This is a genomic window from Burkholderia seminalis, assembly GCF_001718535.1.
GTDB classification, from domain to species: Bacteria; Pseudomonadota; Gammaproteobacteria; order Burkholderiales; family Burkholderiaceae; genus Burkholderia; species Burkholderia seminalis.
This window is the reverse complement of record NZ_CP013399.1, coordinates 644,829-661,812: the sequence shown is the minus strand read 5'-3', so window position 1 is coordinate 661,812 and position 16,984 is coordinate 644,829. Positions and strand designations below refer to the sequence as shown.

Genomic DNA, 16,984 nt, shown 5'->3' with positions numbered 1-16,984 from the left:
ATGGTATCGGCTCGATCCGTCGCATCCGCCGCGCGACAGGTGCCCTCCGTGGCGGGTGTCGACGTTGGGGGCGACAAGAAGTTGTGCGATCTTGTGATCCTGCGCGGGTCGACGGTCGTCTGCCGCGAAGCGCGGATTGCCCCCGAGGCGATACCCGCGCTGTGTGTTGCCCATGACGTCGTGGCCGTCGGCGTCGACGCGCCGAGCGTGTGGTGGCCAGGCGTCGGCCGCCGGGCGGCCGAACAGGCGCTCGCCTGCGAGCGGATCTCGTGTTTTCCGACACCGTCGCGGGAGCAGGCCCTTTCAAGCACGTCGGGCTTCTTCGACTGGATGTTCATCGGGGAACGCGTGTACCGCGCGCTGGCGGATACCTATCCATTGCTGACCGGTGTGCACTATGCGGGTGGTCGTGCGAGTTTCGAGACCTATCCGTATGCGATTACCTGCGCGATGCTGGGCAAGGCGGTGGCGTCGGCGAAGCAGAAACGTACCCAGCGCCTGCAATTGCTGGAGCGGCTGGGGATCGACGTGTCGATGCTGCGCTCCGTCGATGCGCGAGACGCAACCCTTTGCGCGTTGACCGCGCAATACGTGATCGACGGGAACGCATATGCGTATGGTGACACGGAGGGCGGTTACATCCGCGTGCCCATCGTGAGCGAGGCGGTCGTGCTCGACTCGCTATAGCGGCGGCACGTGGCGACTGTGGGGCGGTTGCCACGACAAGGTGAGCTTTTGCGGGAGAGGGGCGGTCTTCCCGGCGCCGATGCCGTAGGCATTGCGTGTCGACCGACCAACATCGGGATGGCCGGCGCGCACGGCATGAAGCCGGTGCGCCGCGCGATCCCCGGCGGCACCATTCAGTCCTCGAGGATGGACTTCGGCACGCTGGACAGGTCGCAGGCTTGCGCCTGATCGAAATAGTCTTCGGCGTCGTTGATCATCAGGACCGCGACGTCGATCAGCTCGTCGAGCCGTTGCAGGAGCGATTCGCGCCACTCGATGTCTTCATCGCGCGCTGGCGTCTTGTCCAGTTGTTCGATGATCGAATCGGCTGTCTGCAGGAAAGGAATCGCCTGCTGATAGTTCTCGATCGAGACCATCGCCGCGTTACGCGCGCCGACGAGCCGCTCGCGATGCTCGTCCGCCAGTTCGGATTCGCCGCTGATCCGAGGCAATACATCCGAGATGCGTTGGAGAAGCGCCGGCGTTTGTTCTTCCAGCAGGATGGCGCGTTCGCGCAGCGCCGCATATTCGTCGCGAAGATCGGCGTCGCCGGATTGAGTTGTGCTGTCCATCGTCGATAGGGGTGCGTGGTTCGGTCGCGGCATGATACTCGACAGCGTCAGGTTCCTTGTCCGTTCCGCTGCTTCCATATAGGTGGAAAGACGGGCATACGTCATAGCTATAGCGAACCGCTCGCGTTGCGATTCAGGCCCGTCGAACCCCCAGCCCCCGTGCGCGGCAGCGCACGGGGGCTTTTTCAAACTTTTTTCACAAAGGGCTTGCGCGGGCGGCGCGAGGTGCATAGAATCACGCCTCTTTCGCGCTCACGGAAACGCGGCGCGGAAGGAAGGGAAGCAGTGCGGTTGAGGCTTGGCAGGAGCGGCCTCGGCGGTACGGAAGTTGAGCCCCGCGGTCGCAACGACGTAGTGCAAAAAGTTGTTGACGAACTGCGAAACACGGTTCATAATCTCGCTTCTCTGCTGCTGAAAACGCAGCGCTGCCGGGAAACGCGATGTTCCTCGCAGATTGCTCTTTAAAAATTAACAGCCGATAAGTGTGGGCGCTTGATGGCAGCGAGCTGATCCTCGGATCAGATAGCGAAAGTATCAAGAGTCTCACACTAAAGTAAGTCAGGTTTATGAAGTGATTCATATTCCTGTCAGCTTTGAGTGAGCGACCGGTTCTTAACCGAACCGAAAACAGTAACAGGTTTAAACTGAAGAGTTTGATCCTGGCTCAGATTGAACGCTGGCGGCATGCCTTACACATGCAAGTCGAACGGCAGCACGGGTGCTTGCACCTGGTGGCGAGTGGCGAACGGGTGAGTAATACATCGGAACATGTCCTGTAGTGGGGGATAGCCCGGCGAAAGCCGGATTAATACCGCATACGATCCATGGATGAAAGCGGGGGACCTTCGGGCCTCGCGCTATAGGGTTGGCCGATGGCTGATTAGCTAGTTGGTGGGGTAAAGGCCTACCAAGGCGACGATCAGTAGCTGGTCTGAGAGGACGACCAGCCACACTGGGACTGAGACACGGCCCAGACTCCTACGGGAGGCAGCAGTGGGGAATTTTGGACAATGGGCGAAAGCCTGATCCAGCAATGCCGCGTGTGTGAAGAAGGCCTTCGGGTTGTAAAGCACTTTTGTCCGGAAAGAAATCCTTGGCTCTAATACAGTCGGGGGATGACGGTACCGGAAGAATAAGCACCGGCTAACTACGTGCCAGCAGCCGCGGTAATACGTAGGGTGCAAGCGTTAATCGGAATTACTGGGCGTAAAGCGTGCGCAGGCGGTTTGCTAAGACCGATGTGAAATCCCCGGGCTCAACCTGGGAACTGCATTGGTGACTGGCAGGCTAGAGTATGGCAGAGGGGGGTAGAATTCCACGTGTAGCAGTGAAATGCGTAGAGATGTGGAGGAATACCGATGGCGAAGGCAGCCCCCTGGGCCAATACTGACGCTCATGCACGAAAGCGTGGGGAGCAAACAGGATTAGATACCCTGGTAGTCCACGCCCTAAACGATGTCAACTAGTTGTTGGGGATTCATTTCCTTAGTAACGTAGCTAACGCGTGAAGTTGACCGCCTGGGGAGTACGGTCGCAAGATTAAAACTCAAAGGAATTGACGGGGACCCGCACAAGCGGTGGATGATGTGGATTAATTCGATGCAACGCGAAAAACCTTACCTACCCTTGACATGGTCGGAATCCTGCTGAGAGGCGGGAGTGCTCGAAAGAGAACCGGCGCACAGGTGCTGCATGGCTGTCGTCAGCTCGTGTCGTGAGATGTTGGGTTAAGTCCCGCAACGAGCGCAACCCTTGTCCTTAGTTGCTACGCAAGAGCACTCTAAGGAGACTGCCGGTGACAAACCGGAGGAAGGTGGGGATGACGTCAAGTCCTCATGGCCCTTATGGGTAGGGCTTCACACGTCATACAATGGTCGGAACAGAGGGTTGCCAACCCGCGAGGGGGAGCTAATCCCAGAAAACCGATCGTAGTCCGGATTGCACTCTGCAACTCGAGTGCATGAAGCTGGAATCGCTAGTAATCGCGGATCAGCATGCCGCGGTGAATACGTTCCCGGGTCTTGTACACACCGCCCGTCACACCATGGGAGTGGGTTTTACCAGAAGTGGCTAGTCTAACCGCAAGGAGGACGGTCACCACGGTAGGATTCATGACTGGGGTGAAGTCGTAACAAGGTAGCCGTATCGGAAGGTGCGGCTGGATCACCTCCTTTCCAGAGCTTCTCGCACAAGTTGAGCGCTCACGCTTATCGGCTGTAATTTAAAGACAGACTCAGGGGTCTGTAGCTCAGTCGGTTAGAGCACCGTCTTGATAAGGCGGGGGTCGTTGGTTCGAATCCAACCAGACCCACCATTGTCTGGCGGTAACACACCTGAGGCATCTGTACTCAATGGGGGCATAGCTCAGCTGGGAGAGCACCTGCTTTGCAAGCAGGGGGTCGTCGGTTCGATCCCGTCTGCCTCCACCAATCACCAACGCTAAGTGCTTGGTTCACACGCTGAACCGAGAATTTTGCATTGGCGATTGAGCCAGTCAGAGGATATCAACAGATATCGGCTGTCGTTCTTTAACAATCTGGAAGAAGTAAGTAATTTGGATAGCGGAAGCGTCTTGAGATGGACGTGAAAACTATCCGGGTTGTGATTGTATCGATGTATCTCAAGATGATTCGAACTCTATGTTCGACTCAATTTGGAATACGGCACAACGCGAGAACTCAACCTGTAGCGGCTGTCGATGAGACAGACTCGTTATAGGGTCAAGCGAACAAGTGCATGTGGTGGATGCCTTGGCGATCACAGGCGATGAAGGACGCGGTAGCCTGCGAAAAGCTACGGGGAGCTGGCAAACGAGCTTTGATCCGTAGATGTCCGAATGGGGAAACCCACTCCTTTTGGAGTATCCATGGCTGAATACATAGGCCATGCGAAGCGAACGCGGTGAACTGAAACATCTAAGTAACCGCAGGAAAAGAAATCAACCGAGATTCCCAAAGTAGTGGCGAGCGAAATGGGATGAGCCTTGCACTCTTTATTTGTATTGTTAGCCGAACGCTCTGGAAAGTGCGGCCATAGCGGGTGATAGCCCCGTAGGCGAAAACAGTATGAAAGAACTAGGTGTGCGACAAGTAGGGCGGGACACGTGAAATCCTGTCTGAAGATGGGGGGACCATCCTCCAAGGCTAAATACTCGTGATCGACCGATAGTGAACCAGTACCGTGAGGGAAAGGCGAAAAGAACCCCGGGAGGGGAGTGAAATAGATCCTGAAACCGCATGCATACAAACAGTCGGAGCCTCGTAAGGGGTGACGGCGTACCTTTTGTATAATGGGTCAGCGACTTACGTTCAGTAGCAAGCTTAACCGTATAGGGCAGGCGTAGCGAAAGCGAGTCCGAATAGGGCGTTCAGTTGCTGGGCGTAGACCCGAAACCAGGTGATCTATCCATGGCCAGGATGAAGGTGCGGTAACACGTACTGGAGGTCCGAACCCACTAACGTTGAAAAGTTAGGGGATGAGCTGTGGATAGGGGTGAAAGGCTAAACAAACCTGGAAATAGCTGGTTCTCTCCGAAAACTATTTAGGTAGTGCCTCGTGTCTCACCTTCGGGGGTAGAGCACTGTCATGGTTGGGGGGTCTATTGCAGATTACCCCGCCATAGCAAACTCCGAATACCGAAGAGTGCAATCACGGGAGACAGACATCGGGTGCTAACGTCCGGTGTCAAGAGGGAAACAACCCAGACCGCCAGCTAAGGTCCCCAAATATAGCTAAGTGGGAAACGAAGTGGGAAGGCTAAAACAGTCAGGAGGTTGGCTTAGAAGCAGCCACCCTTTAAAGAAAGCGTAATAGCTCACTGATCGAGTCGTCCTGCGCGGAAGATGTAACGGGGCTAAGCTATATACCGAAGCTGCGGATGCGTGCTTTGCACGCATGGTAGGAGAGCGTTCCGTAAGCCTGCGAAGGTGCGTTGAAAAGCGTGCTGGAGGTATCGGAAGTGCGAATGCTGACATGAGTAGCGATAAAGGGGGTGAAAGGCCCCCTCGCCGTAAGCCCAAGGTTTCCTACGCAACGTTCATCGGCGTAGGGTGAGTCGGCCCCTAAGGCGAGGCAGAAATGCGTAGCTGATGGGAAGCAGGTCAATATTCCTGCACCATTGTTAGATGCGATGGGGGGACGGATCGCGGAAGGTTGTCCGGGTGTTGGAAGTCCCGGTCGCTGCATTGGAGAAGGCACTTAGGCAAATCCGGGTGCGCAATTCAAGGGTGTGGCGCGAGCTCCTTAGGGAGCGAAGCAATTGGAAGTGGTTCCAAGAAAAGCCTCTAAGCTTCAGTCTAACGATGACCGTACCGCAAACCGACACAGGTGGGCGAGATGAGTATTCTAAGGCGCTTGAGAGAACTCGGGAGAAGGAACTCGGCAAATTGGTACCGTAACTTCGGGATAAGGTACGCCCTTGTAGCTTGACTGGCCTGCGCCAGGAGGGTGAAGGGGTTGCAATAAACTGGTGGCTGCGACTGTTTAATAAAAACACAGCACTCTGCAAACACGAAAGTGGACGTATAGGGTGTGACGCCTGCCCGGTGCCGGAAGATTAAATGATGGGGTGCAAGCTCTTGATTGAAGTCCCGGTAAACGGCGGCCGTAACTATAACGGTCCTAAGGTAGCGAAATTCCTTGTCGGGTAAGTTCCGACCTGCACGAATGGCGTAACGATGGCCACACTGTCTCCTCCCGAGACTCAGCGAAGTTGAAGTGTTTGTGATGATGCAATCTACCCGCGGCTAGACGGAAAGACCCCATGAACCTTTACTGTAGCTTTGCATTGGACTTTGAACCGATCTGTGTAGGATAGGTGGGAGGCTATGAAACCGGAACGCTAGTTTCGGTGGAGCCGTCCTTGAAATACCACCCTGGTTTGTTTGAGGTTCTAACCTTGGCCCGTGATCCGGGTCGGGGACAGTGCATGGTAGGCAGTTTGACTGGGGCGGTCTCCTCCCAAAGCGTAACGGAGGAGTACGAAGGTACGCTAGGTACGGTCGGAAATCGTGCTGATAGTGCAATGGCATAAGCGTGCTTAACTGCGAGACCGACAAGTCGAGCAGGTGCGAAAGCAGGTCATAGTGATCCGGTGGTTCTGTATGGAAGGGCCATCGCTCAACGGATAAAAGGTACTCTGGGGATAACAGGCTGATACCGCCCAAGAGTTCATATCGACGGCGGTGTTTGGCACCTCGATGTCGGCTCATCTCATCCTGGGGCTGTAGCCGGTCCCAAGGGTATGGCTGTTCGCCATTTAAAGAGGTACGTGAGCTGGGTTTAAAACGTCGTGAGACAGTTTGGTCCCTATCTGCCGTGGGCGTTGGATATTTGAAGGGGGCTGCTCCTAGTACGAGAGGACCGGAGTGGACGAACCTCTGGTGTACCGGTTGTCACGCCAGTGGCATCGCCGGGTAGCTATGTTCGGAAGAGATAACCGCTGAAAGCATCTAAGCGGGAAACTCGCCTTAAGATGAGATATCCCTGGGGACTAGATCCCCTTGAAGGGTCGTTCGAGACCAGGACGTTGATAGGTCAGGTGTGTAAGCGCAGTAATGCGTTCAGCTAACTGATACTAATTGCCCGTAAGGCTTGATCCTATAACAAGTCTGTTTTACAGACAGCGGTTGAATGACCGCGATGTGCTGATACGCACAACCCCAAAATTACTGCTTCTTCCCAGATTGGTCGCGTTGCGAAGCAACGTGACAACCCCCTTTGCCTGATGACCATAGCGAGTCGGTCCCACCCCTTCCCATCCCGAACAGGACCGTGAAACGACTCTACGCCGATGATAGTGCGGATTCCCGTGTGAAAGTAGGTAATCGTCAGGCTCCCTAAGCCAAGAACCCCCGCCCGACCAGGCGGGGGTTTTTGCATTTCGGCGGCGAAAATGCGCGTCGACGCAGAAAGGTGCTCGATTCATCGCATCCATTCGACGACATCCCGACTCAAGATACGACGACCGTAAATTCGACCCCCGATTCAAAGTCCAGCGTCGTGGTCGAAAACCGCGGATCGTTGTCCAGGTATTGCTTGTAGGGTCGAACGGCATCCTCGGCTGTGTACATGTTGTCGGCAAGCACGACCGATCCCGGGCGCAGCAGGTGCTCGATCTGCTTGAACAGTCTCAGATAAGCGTCGGCCCAAACGTCGATGAATACCAGGTCGAAGGCCCCGTCCAATTCGGCAACGGTCTCGAATATGTCGCCCTCCCGCAAATCGACATAAGCGTCCAGGCCTGCCGTTTTCGCGTGCGCGCGCAGATGTGCGCACTTGAGCGTGTCGCGCTCGGTCGCGACGACCACGCCGCGGCCCAACATGCGCAGCGCCTCCGCGAAATACAGCGTGGACACGCCGCGGGAACTGCCGAGTTCGAGGATTCGGGCCGGCCGTTGCGAAAGCACCATGTTGCGCAGGAATCTTCCCGTTTCCGCCGACACGGCCAACGATAGCGGGCTGCCTTCCGAGGACTCGAAGTCTTCGCTGGACAACCCGAGCATTTCGAGAAATCGTCCCCGCAGCCGGGGAGCAAGCGCCTCGTATTCGTCGCCGAGCGTCAGGAACGCTTCGTTCGATCCCTGGAACTGCGCGCGTGCGCGCGCGATGATTTCGGCTCGGCTCTCCTCATGAAGCCTTTGCAGAAGAGCGATGGTGGGTTGAGTCATGTGCATTCCCTGGAGAGATTGATGAGGCCGACGACGCATCCAGCGACGGCTCCCTCCGCCGGGTTTCCCGCGCTGAGGTTCGGCCGCCGACCAACCGGCGATGCGACGTGCTTCGGGCGAGCGTGATGGCGCGTTCCGGACACGCTGTCACGCAAAGCCCGCATGACCGGCACGCATGCGCATTTGGCGTGTAGGCGACTTTCATTCCATGCACGCGCAACTTCAGGCGATGCATCATGCCGAGGCCGACGTAGTCGGACTGATCGATGCGCCGGATCTCGAATACGTTTTCCGGGCAAACGGTGACGCAATCCCCCTTGCCTTCGCAACGTTTCAGGTCGACGACCGGCGCAATCACCCCCGGCTTCTGTTTGCAGCTGCCCGTGGATCGTTCGCGCATGTTCACTCTCCCGTGCGCGGGTTGCTGCCCGATCGCCACGCGGCCCGAAAACGCTCGCGCTCTTCCGGTGTCATCGATTCCCACTTGCGCCAGTGGCGTCGGCCGTGCCAGCCACGGTGTCCGCGGAATCCGCCGAACAGAATGCGGCTCAACACGAGCAGGCCCAGCGCATGGGCGAAGTCGATCGTCCGGGCGCCGACGAATAACGCCGGCATCACCCAGTTCCACAGCATCATGACGACCCATCCGAGCACGCCTATGGCGATCACCACGAGCAGTGCCTTGCCGGCACATCTGATTCGAAAATTCATCCGTCGACTCCGTTAGTTGTCCAGTTCGTCATAAATGGGCTGCAGCCGGGCGCGCAGATGCAGGACCGCATAGCGTTTGCGCGCGAGCAGGGTATTGAGCGCGATACCGCTTTGCGCGGCTATCTCCTTGAAGGACTGCCCTTCCAGTTCATGCGCGATGAAAACCTCACGCTGATTGGCGGGCAACTCGTCGAGCGCATCCTGCAACGCCTTGAGCACCAGCGTGCGGGCGTAGAGCGCTTCGGGGCCGGCGTCGTGCGCCGGTAGCGCGAGGTCCAGCCGATACTCGCCGTCCGGTTCGTCTTCGGCTTCGAGCAGATCGGTCAGCGGCTGCTCCTTCTTCTTGCGAAAACGATCGATGATGCGGTTGCGCGCGGTACGGAACAGCCACGCGCTCGCCTGCTCGATCGGGGCAGGCAGCCGATACGCCTGCACGAATTCGTAAAACACATCCTGCAGGATGTCCTCGGCATCGTCCGGGTCGCGTATCCGGCGCCGGATGAAGCTCACTAGCCTCGATCGTTCACGCATCACCGTCGCCGTGATGTCGCGGTCTGGGTCGGTCATCATGTGCGAAGTGGGTGGCGATTCCATGCCTGTGAAGACGTTTCAGGCGCCCGGATATTGTGGCGCCGGTGAAAATCCGCTGCTGAACGCTTTCCCTCGACGCACCACGGACAGTCGGCACGATAGTCCGATCTCGCCGAATCGACTCCGTCTTTTCCGACTTCGCAGCCCTGCCGACCTCTCGTCTGAACTGGTCAGGCCAGTCAGGCCTTAAGTTCCCGCCACCGCTGTCGTTAAACAGGACGTTGCCGGCCTTCGGCAACCCCATTCAAATAACGCGGTAACGGAGATCGAAGTCATCATGCTGTCCTCGATTCGTGCTCGGATACTTGCGACCTGCGTCGCCATCGTGGTCACGGCGCTGGCCGTGACGGGCGGACTGGTCTATTACGTCGTCAAGAACCACAACGACGAGGCCATCGACCAGAACCACAAGTCGATCCTCGCCGGCCACGCACTCGCGATCAACGAATGGGTGGCCAGCAGGGCGCGGGCGACCCAGGCACTCGCCGACACGATCGCGATCGGCGAAGGCGACCCGCTGCCGGCATTGAAACTGCTCGGCAAGTCGGGTGGCTTCGAGGTGCTGACGCTTGGCTTGCCGGACAAGACTGCGTTCTCGAACGTCCCGCTCGCGCCCGGCTACGATCCGACCGCACGGCCCTGGTACAAGCAAGCCGTCAGCGCGGGCCAGCTGGTCGTGACGGCGCTCTACCGTGATGCGACGACCGGCAAGCCGGCCGTCGCGTTCGCGGTGCCCGTGGTGCGCGACGGCGCCGTGAAGGGCGTGCTGGCCGCCAGCCTGTTCATGGAGAGCGTGAGCGCGATCGTCACCTCCGTTCACCCGACACCGGCGAGTTTCGCGTTCCTGGTGGACAAGAGCGGGCGCGTGATCGCGTCGGCGAAGACCGACCTGATCATGAAACCTGCGACCGGCCTTTCGCCTGCGCTCGACTCCGATCACCTCGGCGCGCTGCAAACGGCGTCCGCGCCCGTCGCGGTCGACATCGACGGGGCCACCAAGCTGGTGCGCGCACAGCCGATCGCAGGCACCGACTGGTCGCTGGTCCTCGCGCTCGACAAGGCCGACGTGACGGCCGGCATGCGTGCGGTCGCGACCACGACGCTGGCTGCCATCCTGATCGTCGCGGTCATCGCGGCGGCGCTCGTCGGCGCGATGACGAACGCGGCCTTCAAGCGCATCCTGCTGGTTCGCGATGCGCTCATGGACGTCTCGAGCGGCAGCGGCGACCTGACGAAACGCCTGCCCGCCGACGGCGCGGACGAAGCCGCGCAGATCGCGCATGCGTTCAACCTGTTCGCCGAAAAGATCAGCACGATCCTGCTGCAGATTCGCGAATTCAGCGAATCCGTCAACCTCGCGAGCGCCGAGATCGCACAGGGCAACCAGGATCTGTCGAGCCGGACCGAACATGCGGCGTCGAGCTTGCAGGAGACGGCCGCCGCGCTCGAGGAAATCGCCGGCACGGCCCGCAACTCGGCCGATGCCGCCAGCCAGGTGAGCCGTCTGGCGGAATCCGCGTCGACTGTCGCGTTGCGCGGCGGCTCGGTCGTGAGCGAGGTCGTGTCGACGATGAACGACATCACGCAAGCGTCCGGCGAAATCGCCAACATCGTCGGCGTGATCGACGGCATTGCGTTCCAGACCAACATCCTCGCGTTGAACGCCGCCGTCGAGGCAGCACGTGCGAACGAGCACGGCCGCGGCTTTGCGGTCGTCGCGGGCGAGGTGCGTGCACTCGCACAGCGCAGCGCGCAAGCCGCCAAGGAGATCAAGCAGCTGATTCACTCGTCGGTCGAGAAGATCGAGGGCGGCTCCGGACTCGTCCAGACGGCCGGGGCGACGATGGACGAGATCGTCGAGGGCGTGCGCGGCATCACGGGCGTGATCGCCGAAATGACCGTGGCGGCGAAGGAGCAGAGCACGGGGCTCGAGCAGGTGAATCAGGCCGTGTCGCATCTCGACGACGCGACGCAGCAGAATGCGGCGCTCGTCGAGCAGTCGGCGGCCGCGGCGACGTTGTTGCGCGAGCAGGCTGCCAGGCTCGCGCAGACGGTCGGCGAGTTCAAGCTCGCGGACAATCGTGCGTCGGCGTTGCAGCCCGCTTGACGACGCGCGTATCGGCTACCCGACATTCGCGGCATGGACGGGTGCGACACCTTCACCTGTGCGCGAATGTCCGGCAGCCGGAACCGGGCGCAGCCTACATGACCTGCGAAGCGTGCCCGGCGACGATGCGCCAGCCTGTGCCCGAGCGGCGCCAGAGGCGCGTATAGGCAAACGTGCCGTCGAACGCGATGCCGTCGAAATGGCCGGCGAGTGTCGCTTTCGTCGTGGTCAGGATCATCGCGTCGATCGCGCAGGCGCGCATTTCGTGGACGTCGAGTTTCTCTAGGCGCAGCAGCTTCGCACGATGCGCCGACAGGTCGTCTTCCTTGGAAAGGATCTGGCCGGTCGGGACGGTGAACACCAGATCGTCGTCCAGCAGCGTATCGAGCGCGTCGACGTCGTTGACCAGCATCGCCGCACGCAGCGCGGTTTCAAACGGTTCGATGACAGTACGGATTGCATCCATGTCGGATCCTCGCTTCATCCCCGAAGGGTTGCACACGCAGCGGCGGCGGATAAAACCTACCGCGCATTCGACAGCGATTGACGCCGGACCAGCATCACCACGCAGATGCCGATCGACGCGATGACGTTGACGACCGGATAGAACGCGACCGCGACACGCCACGTGTTCAGTGCCAGCAACGCCAGCGCGTACTTGAGCACGCACAGCGCGAAATAGGCGAGGCTTTCGCTCCACGGATCGCGGATCGTCTTGCGCACGGTCGGGCCGAGGCCGGCAAGCTCGATCAGCGTGACCAGGCAGATCGAGATCGTCGGGTCGTCGGTCAGCATCCACAACGGCACGGCCGACAGCGCCGCGCCCAGAAAAACCCAGTCGAGGCCGGTCCAGCCGCGATCGCCGCGAAAGATGCTCGCCACCAGCGTCAGAAGGCACGTGACGGCAATCGCCGCCGTGCACCATGCGGACGGCCCCGCGCCTGCAGCGAGCTGGCCGGCCGCCGCGATCGCGGTGACGACCGACCAGACGAGCCACGTGAACAGATGCGGGCGAACGGTGCGCCGGTAGATCGCGAGCGCGTACGGAACCGCCGCCAGCAGGGACACGGCCGTGCCGATCACGCCAAAGACCGAAGCGGCACCCTGATCGATACTCCCCATCGACGCAACCTCGTGCGGACTGGCCGACCAGTATGTGGTCGGACGGCGCGGGGCGCAACGTCGTGCCGACGCAATGTTGCGTCGCGTTTTCACGCAGGCTCGCACCGGAATGCCGAAGCAACCACCTCCAAAACGAACGGCGCCGCGATCGTGACGCGGCAGGAAAACCCCGCTGCACGACGATCGAATGGATAGAAATAACCTCGTCAGTGAGAAGAAAAACTGTTCTTTCAAATCTCCTTTTGATCACCGACAGTTGGCCGACCGGACGACTGCCGCGATGCACGGCGGTCATGGGCCGAGGTCGTGGCCGCCAACGTCCGTCGTCGGGTCGAAGCCGGGCGGAGCACCCCACACAAGCGCCGGGTCGTCACAACGGAGCCTTGAATGAACCCAACTTCAACAGAAAGCCGTCAGCACGCGGACTGGAGACGTCTCGCGGGGCAGGTCGTCCCGAGAACGCTCGCGCATATCGGCGGGCGCAGCGTGCCGGCCCGCAGCGGGCGGACGTTCGCCGCAATCAATCCGGCGACCGAGGCCGTCATCGCGGAAGTCGCGTCGTGCGACGCGCCGGACGTCGACGATGCGGTGCGCGCCGCGCGCCACGCGTTCGAATCCGGCGTCTGGTCGCGCTGCGCGCCGGCCGAGCGCAAGCGCGTGCTGTGCCGGCTCGGCGAGCTCATCGCCGCGCATGGCGAAGAGCTCGCGCTGCTCGATTCGCTCAACATGGGCAAGCGCGTCGCGGACGCGTTCGGCATCGACGTGCCGGCCGCGGGCGGCCTGTTCAGTTGGTATGGCGAAGCTGTCGACAAGCTGCAAGGCGAAGTCGCGTCGGCCGATCCCGGTAACCTCGCGGTCGTCACGCGCGAACCGCTGGGCGTGGTCGGCGTGGTCGTGCCGTGGAATTTTCCGCTCGACATGGTCGCGTGGAAGGTGGCGCCGGCGCTTGCCGCCGGCAACAGCGTCGTGCTGAAGCCGGCGGAACAGTCGCCGCTGTCCGCGCTGCGTGTCGCGGAGCTGGCGCTCGAGGCCGGCCTGCCGCCCGGCGTGCTGAACGTCGTGCCGGGTGACGGCGAGACCGCGGGGCGCGCGCTCGGACTGCATCCCGACGTCGACGTACTCGCGTTCACGGGATCGACGGCCGTCGGCAAGAAATTCCTCGAGTACGCCGCGCAGTCGAACATGAAGCAGGTGTGGCTCGAATGCGGCGGCAAGAGCCCGAACCTCGTCTTCGACGATGCGGACGATCTCGATCTCGCCGCACGCAAGGCGTGCTTCGGCATCTTCTTCAACCAGGGCGAAGTGTGTTCCGCGAACTCGCGGCTGCTGGTCCAGCGCTCGATCCACGATGCGTTCGTCGACCGGCTGATTGCGCATGCCGCTGCATTCATGCCGGGCGATCCGCTCGATCCGTCGAGCGGGATGGGCGCGATCGTCGACGAGCAGCAGCATCGGCGCGTGCGTGAATGGATCGCGCGCGGCCGCGACAGCGCGACGCTCGCGATCGGCGGCGGCGCACCGCGTGTCGACGGCAAGGGCTACTTCATCGAACCGACGATCTTCATCGACGTGCAGCCGGACGACGCGATCGCGCGCGAGGAAATCTTCGGACCGGTGCTGTCGGTGATGGCGTTCGACACCGAGGACGAGGCCGTGCGGCTCGCGAACGATTCGATCTATGGGCTCGCCGCGTCGGTGTGGACCGGCAGCCTGTCGCGCGCGCATCGCGTATCGGGCCGGCTGCGGGCCGGCACGGTGTCCGTCAACACGGTCGATGCGCTGAGCGCGCAGACGCCGTTCGGCGGGTTTCGCCAGTCGGGCTTCGGCCGCGATCTGTCGCTGCACGCGATCGACAAGTACATGGGCCTGAAGACGACCTGGATCAGCTACTGATTCGGCCCGGCGGGCCGCCAATGGCCGCGCCGGGCGGCACGACCGCGCTTTTATCCCTACAACGCACCGGAGACTTGCCCATGAATGCCCCCCACTTTCCGCATCGTACGACCCAGGACTATCAACGCAGCGACGCCGCGCATCACCTGCATGCATTCGTCGACCAGAAGGCGCTGAACGAGGAGGGCGCGCGCGTGATGGTGCGCGGCGAAGGTGTATATCTATGGGACAACGACGGCAACCGCTATCTGGACGGCATGTCCGGGCTGTGGTGCACCAACGTCGGTTATGGCCGGCCGGAGCTGGTCGACGCCGCCGAGCGGCAGATGAAGGCGCTGTCGTACTACAACATGTTCTTTCATACGACGCACCCGTCGGTGATCGAACTGTCGGAGCGGCTGTTCGCGCTGCTCGGCAATCGCTTCAGCCATGTGGTGTATACCAATTCGGGTTCCGAATCGAATGAGGTACTGATCCGCACGGTACGGCGCTTCTGGGACGTGATGGGCCAGCCGGCGAAGAAGGTGCTGATCGGCCGCGTGAACGGCTATCACGGGTCGACGGTCGGCAGCGCGTCGCTGGGCGGCATGGCGTTCATGCATGAAATGGGCGACCTGCCGATTCCGAACGTCACGCACGTCGACGAACCGTACTGGTACGCGAACGGCGGCGACCTGAGCCCCGAGGCATTCGGCAGGCAGGCGGCGCTGTCGCTCGAGCGCAAGATCCTCGAGATCGGTGCGGACCGCGTCGCCGCCTTCGTCGCGGAGCCGTTCCAGGGGGCGGGCGGGATGATTTTCCCGCCGGACGGCTACTGGCAGGAGATCGAACGCATCTGCCGCCAGTATGACGTGCTGCTTTGCGCGGATGAAGTGATCGGCGGCTTCGGCCGTACCGGCGAGTGGTTCGCGCATCGTCACTTCGGCTTCGAACCCGACCTGATCTGCATGGCCAAGGGGTTGACGTCGGGTTATGTGCCGATGGGCGGCCTGATCATGAGCCGGCGCGTCGGCGATGCGCTGGTTGACAAGGGCGGCGTCTATGCGCACGGCTTGACGTATTCGGGGCACCCGGTCGCGGCCGCCGTCGCGCTGGCGAACCTCGACGTGCTCGAGCGCGAGGGCCTCGTCGAGCGGACGAGGACGGATACGGGCCCGTACCTGCAGAAGGCGCTGCGCGACGCATTCGACGGTCACCCGCTCGTCGGCGAGATTCAGGGCGTGGGCGCGGTCGGTGCGATCCAGTTCGCGAAGGACAAGGCGACGCGCGAGCGCTTCGAGAACGAGGCCGACCTGACCTGGCACAGCCGGACGGTCGGTTTCGAACTCGGTGCGATCGTGCGATCGACCAACGGTCGCCTGATCGTCGCACCGCCGCTGGTGATCGATCATGCGCAGATCGACGAACTGGTCGGCACGATGCGCAAGGCGGTCGATGCGACCGCACGCGAAGTGCTCGGGATCGACTGCTGACCGGTCGAGCGGCGCGCTTTCGTCCGGCGACTGACTGCTCCGCGGCGCCGGTGCCAGCGTGAGGTGACAACCCGAATGTTCGAAGCGCACCGCGTGCGCTTCGCGCGTCAAGGCTCCGCTTTTGCCGCATGCACGTCGCGGCGAAACGCGCCGGGGCTCGTGCCCGTCCACTTGCGGAACGCGCGATGGAACGCGCTCGGCTCGGTGAAGCCGAGCTCGGCCGCGATCTCCGCGACGCTGAGCGCGTGAGCGCGCAGCAGCGACTGGGCCAGCGCGCCGCGCAGCTCGTCCTTGATCGCCGCGAAGCTCTGCCCTTCGCTGCGCAGGCGCCGCCGCAGCGTCGCCGGCGTCGTGCCGAGGCGCACGGCCAGCGCGTCGAAGTCGGGCCACTCGGCGGCCGGCAGCGCTTTCAGGTGCGCGCGCGTTTTCGCGACCCAGCCGGTGTCGTGCCGGTAGCGAACCAGCAGGTTGCCGGGCGCGCCGCGCAGGAAGGTTTTCAGTGCCTGCTCGGAACGGATCGTCGGCAGCGCGAGATACGCGGCGTTGAACGCGAGCCGGCTGTCGGGCCGGTCGAAATGCACGGGGACGCCGAAGAACTGGTGATAGTCGCTGCGCTGGTCGGGGCTTGGGCACGCGAAATCGATCCGTTGCAGCGGAATGCGCCGGCCGGTCAGCCAGCACGCGACGCCGAGCAGGATCAGCCAGAACGTGCGGTAGGCGAACGCAGGATAGGGTGCGCCCGTCTGCGTCAGCACGATTTGCGCCTGCCCGCCGGCCACGACGAGTTCGCCGTGCGGTTCGTCGAGCACCACGCGAAGGAACTGCAGCGCGCGGCGCAGCGCCTGCTCGAGCGTGCCGGCGTGCAGCACCGCGTGGCACAGCAGCGTGAAGCTGCCTCGTCGCATCGGGCGCGCGGCGAGGCCGAAGAATTCGTCGTCGAGCGTGCCGGCGATCGCCAGCCACAGCCGGCCGTACTGTTGCGGCGTGACGGGCTCGCGCACGGCGGCGGGGAGGCCGGCGGCGTGCAGTACCGGTTCTGTCGGCAGGCCTTGCCGGCGCAGGCACGCGAGCGCATCGTCGACGAAATCCGGCGAAATCATCTGCGGCCCCATTTTTCTGCGT

11 protein-coding genes, 2 tRNA genes, 3 rRNA genes and 1 pseudogene are annotated in these 16,984 nt (G+C 61.6%); 9 read left to right on the top strand and 8 right to left on the bottom strand.

Annotated features, from left to right (window positions below; translation table 11 throughout):
- Positions 1-687, top strand: a complete 687-nt coding sequence (locus WJ12_RS18780) for a DUF429 domain-containing protein (RefSeq protein WP_059557390.1) — start codon at positions 1-3, stop codon at positions 685-687.
- A 173-nt stretch (positions 688-860) separates the two neighbouring features.
- Here the strand turns inward: WJ12_RS18780 and WJ12_RS18775 are convergent, their stop codons facing one another.
- Entirely contained in the window at positions 861-1,331 is a 471-nt protein-coding gene (locus WJ12_RS18775) for a hypothetical protein (protein ID WP_059557392.1), read from the bottom strand.
- Positions 1,332-1,939: 608 nt separating this feature from the next.
- Here WJ12_RS18775 and WJ12_RS18770 point away from each other — a divergent pair.
- From WJ12_RS18770 to rrf, 5 genes are all read left to right on the top strand, one after another.
- Positions 1,940-3,472, top strand: a 16S ribosomal RNA gene (locus WJ12_RS18770).
- Positions 3,473-3,535: 63 nt separating this feature from the next.
- Positions 3,536-3,612: transfer RNA gene (locus tag WJ12_RS18765), tRNA-Ile, on the top strand.
- 39 nt (positions 3,613-3,651) lie between these two features.
- Positions 3,652-3,727: transfer RNA gene (locus WJ12_RS18760), tRNA-Ala, on the top strand.
- A gap of 289 nt (positions 3,728-4,016) precedes the next feature.
- A 23S ribosomal RNA gene (locus WJ12_RS18755) occupies positions 4,017-6,898 on the top strand.
- A gap of 121 nt (positions 6,899-7,019) precedes the next feature.
- Positions 7,020-7,132 (top strand): 5S ribosomal RNA (gene rrf, locus WJ12_RS18750).
- The 16S, 23S and 5S rRNA genes sit together here with 2 tRNA genes alongside, the layout of an rRNA operon.
- A 117-nt stretch (positions 7,133-7,249) precedes the next feature.
- On the opposite strand, the gene WJ12_RS18745 is transcribed toward rrf, so the two are convergent.
- The 4 genes and pseudogenes from WJ12_RS18745 to WJ12_RS18735 all read right to left on the bottom strand — a co-directional run bounded on the left by WJ12_RS18745 (position 7,250) and on the right by WJ12_RS18735 (position 9,271).
- Positions 7,250-7,966, bottom strand: coding sequence for an O-methyltransferase (locus WJ12_RS18745; RefSeq protein ID WP_059558022.1), 717 nt, complete (start codon positions 7,964-7,966; stop codon positions 7,250-7,252).
- A gap of 112 nt (positions 7,967-8,078) precedes the next feature.
- Positions 8,079-8,366: pseudogene (locus WJ12_RS34975) on the bottom strand (4Fe-4S dicluster domain-containing protein); the annotation flags it as partial.
- A 2-nt stretch (positions 8,367-8,368) separates the two neighbouring features.
- On the bottom strand, positions 8,369-8,677 hold the full coding sequence (locus WJ12_RS18740; protein ID WP_034190681.1) for a hypothetical protein: 309 nt from the start codon (positions 8,675-8,677) through the stop codon (positions 8,369-8,371).
- Positions 8,678-8,689: 12 nt separating this feature from the next.
- Positions 8,690-9,271, bottom strand: a complete 582-nt coding sequence (locus tag WJ12_RS18735) for an RNA polymerase sigma factor (protein WP_080287930.1) — start codon at positions 9,269-9,271, stop codon at positions 8,690-8,692.
- Positions 9,272-9,545: 274 nt separating this feature from the next.
- Between WJ12_RS18735 and WJ12_RS18730 the strand changes: the two genes are divergently transcribed.
- Positions 9,546-11,375 carry a methyl-accepting chemotaxis protein gene (locus tag WJ12_RS18730; RefSeq protein ID WP_059557998.1) on the top strand — a complete coding sequence of 610 codons (1,830 nt, stop codon included), beginning with the start codon at positions 9,546-9,548 and terminating at the stop codon, positions 11,373-11,375.
- Positions 11,376-11,469: 94 nt separating this feature from the next.
- On the opposite strand, the gene WJ12_RS18725 is transcribed toward WJ12_RS18730, so the two are convergent.
- Together WJ12_RS18725 and WJ12_RS18720 are read right to left on the bottom strand one after the other, a co-directional pair.
- Entirely contained in the window at positions 11,470-11,841 is a 372-nt protein-coding gene (locus tag WJ12_RS18725) for a nuclear transport factor 2 family protein (protein ID WP_059557995.1), read from the bottom strand.
- A 56-nt stretch (positions 11,842-11,897) separates the two neighbouring features.
- Positions 11,898-12,497 (bottom strand): hypothetical protein, encoded by a 600-nt coding sequence (locus tag WJ12_RS18720; RefSeq protein WP_059557993.1) that lies wholly within the window; start codon positions 12,495-12,497, stop codon positions 11,898-11,900.
- 387 nt (positions 12,498-12,884) lie between these two features.
- Between WJ12_RS18720 and WJ12_RS18715 the strand changes: the two genes are divergently transcribed.
- Both WJ12_RS18715 and WJ12_RS18710 read left to right on the top strand, forming a co-directional pair.
- Positions 12,885-14,390 carry an aldehyde dehydrogenase gene (locus WJ12_RS18715; RefSeq protein WP_059557991.1) on the top strand — a complete coding sequence of 502 codons (1,506 nt, stop codon included), beginning with the start codon at positions 12,885-12,887 and terminating at the stop codon, positions 14,388-14,390.
- A gap of 80 nt (positions 14,391-14,470) precedes the next feature.
- Entirely contained in the window at positions 14,471-15,862 is a 1,392-nt protein-coding gene (locus tag WJ12_RS18710; protein WP_059557989.1) for an aspartate aminotransferase family protein, read from the top strand.
- A 107-nt stretch (positions 15,863-15,969) separates the two neighbouring features.
- On the opposite strand, the gene WJ12_RS18705 is transcribed toward WJ12_RS18710, so the two are convergent.
- Positions 15,970-16,974: an AraC family transcriptional regulator gene (locus tag WJ12_RS18705; RefSeq protein ID WP_049029564.1), complete on the bottom strand. Its 1,005-nt coding sequence runs from the start codon at positions 16,972-16,974 to the stop codon at positions 15,970-15,972.
- Positions 16,975-16,984: the final 10 nt, after the last annotated feature.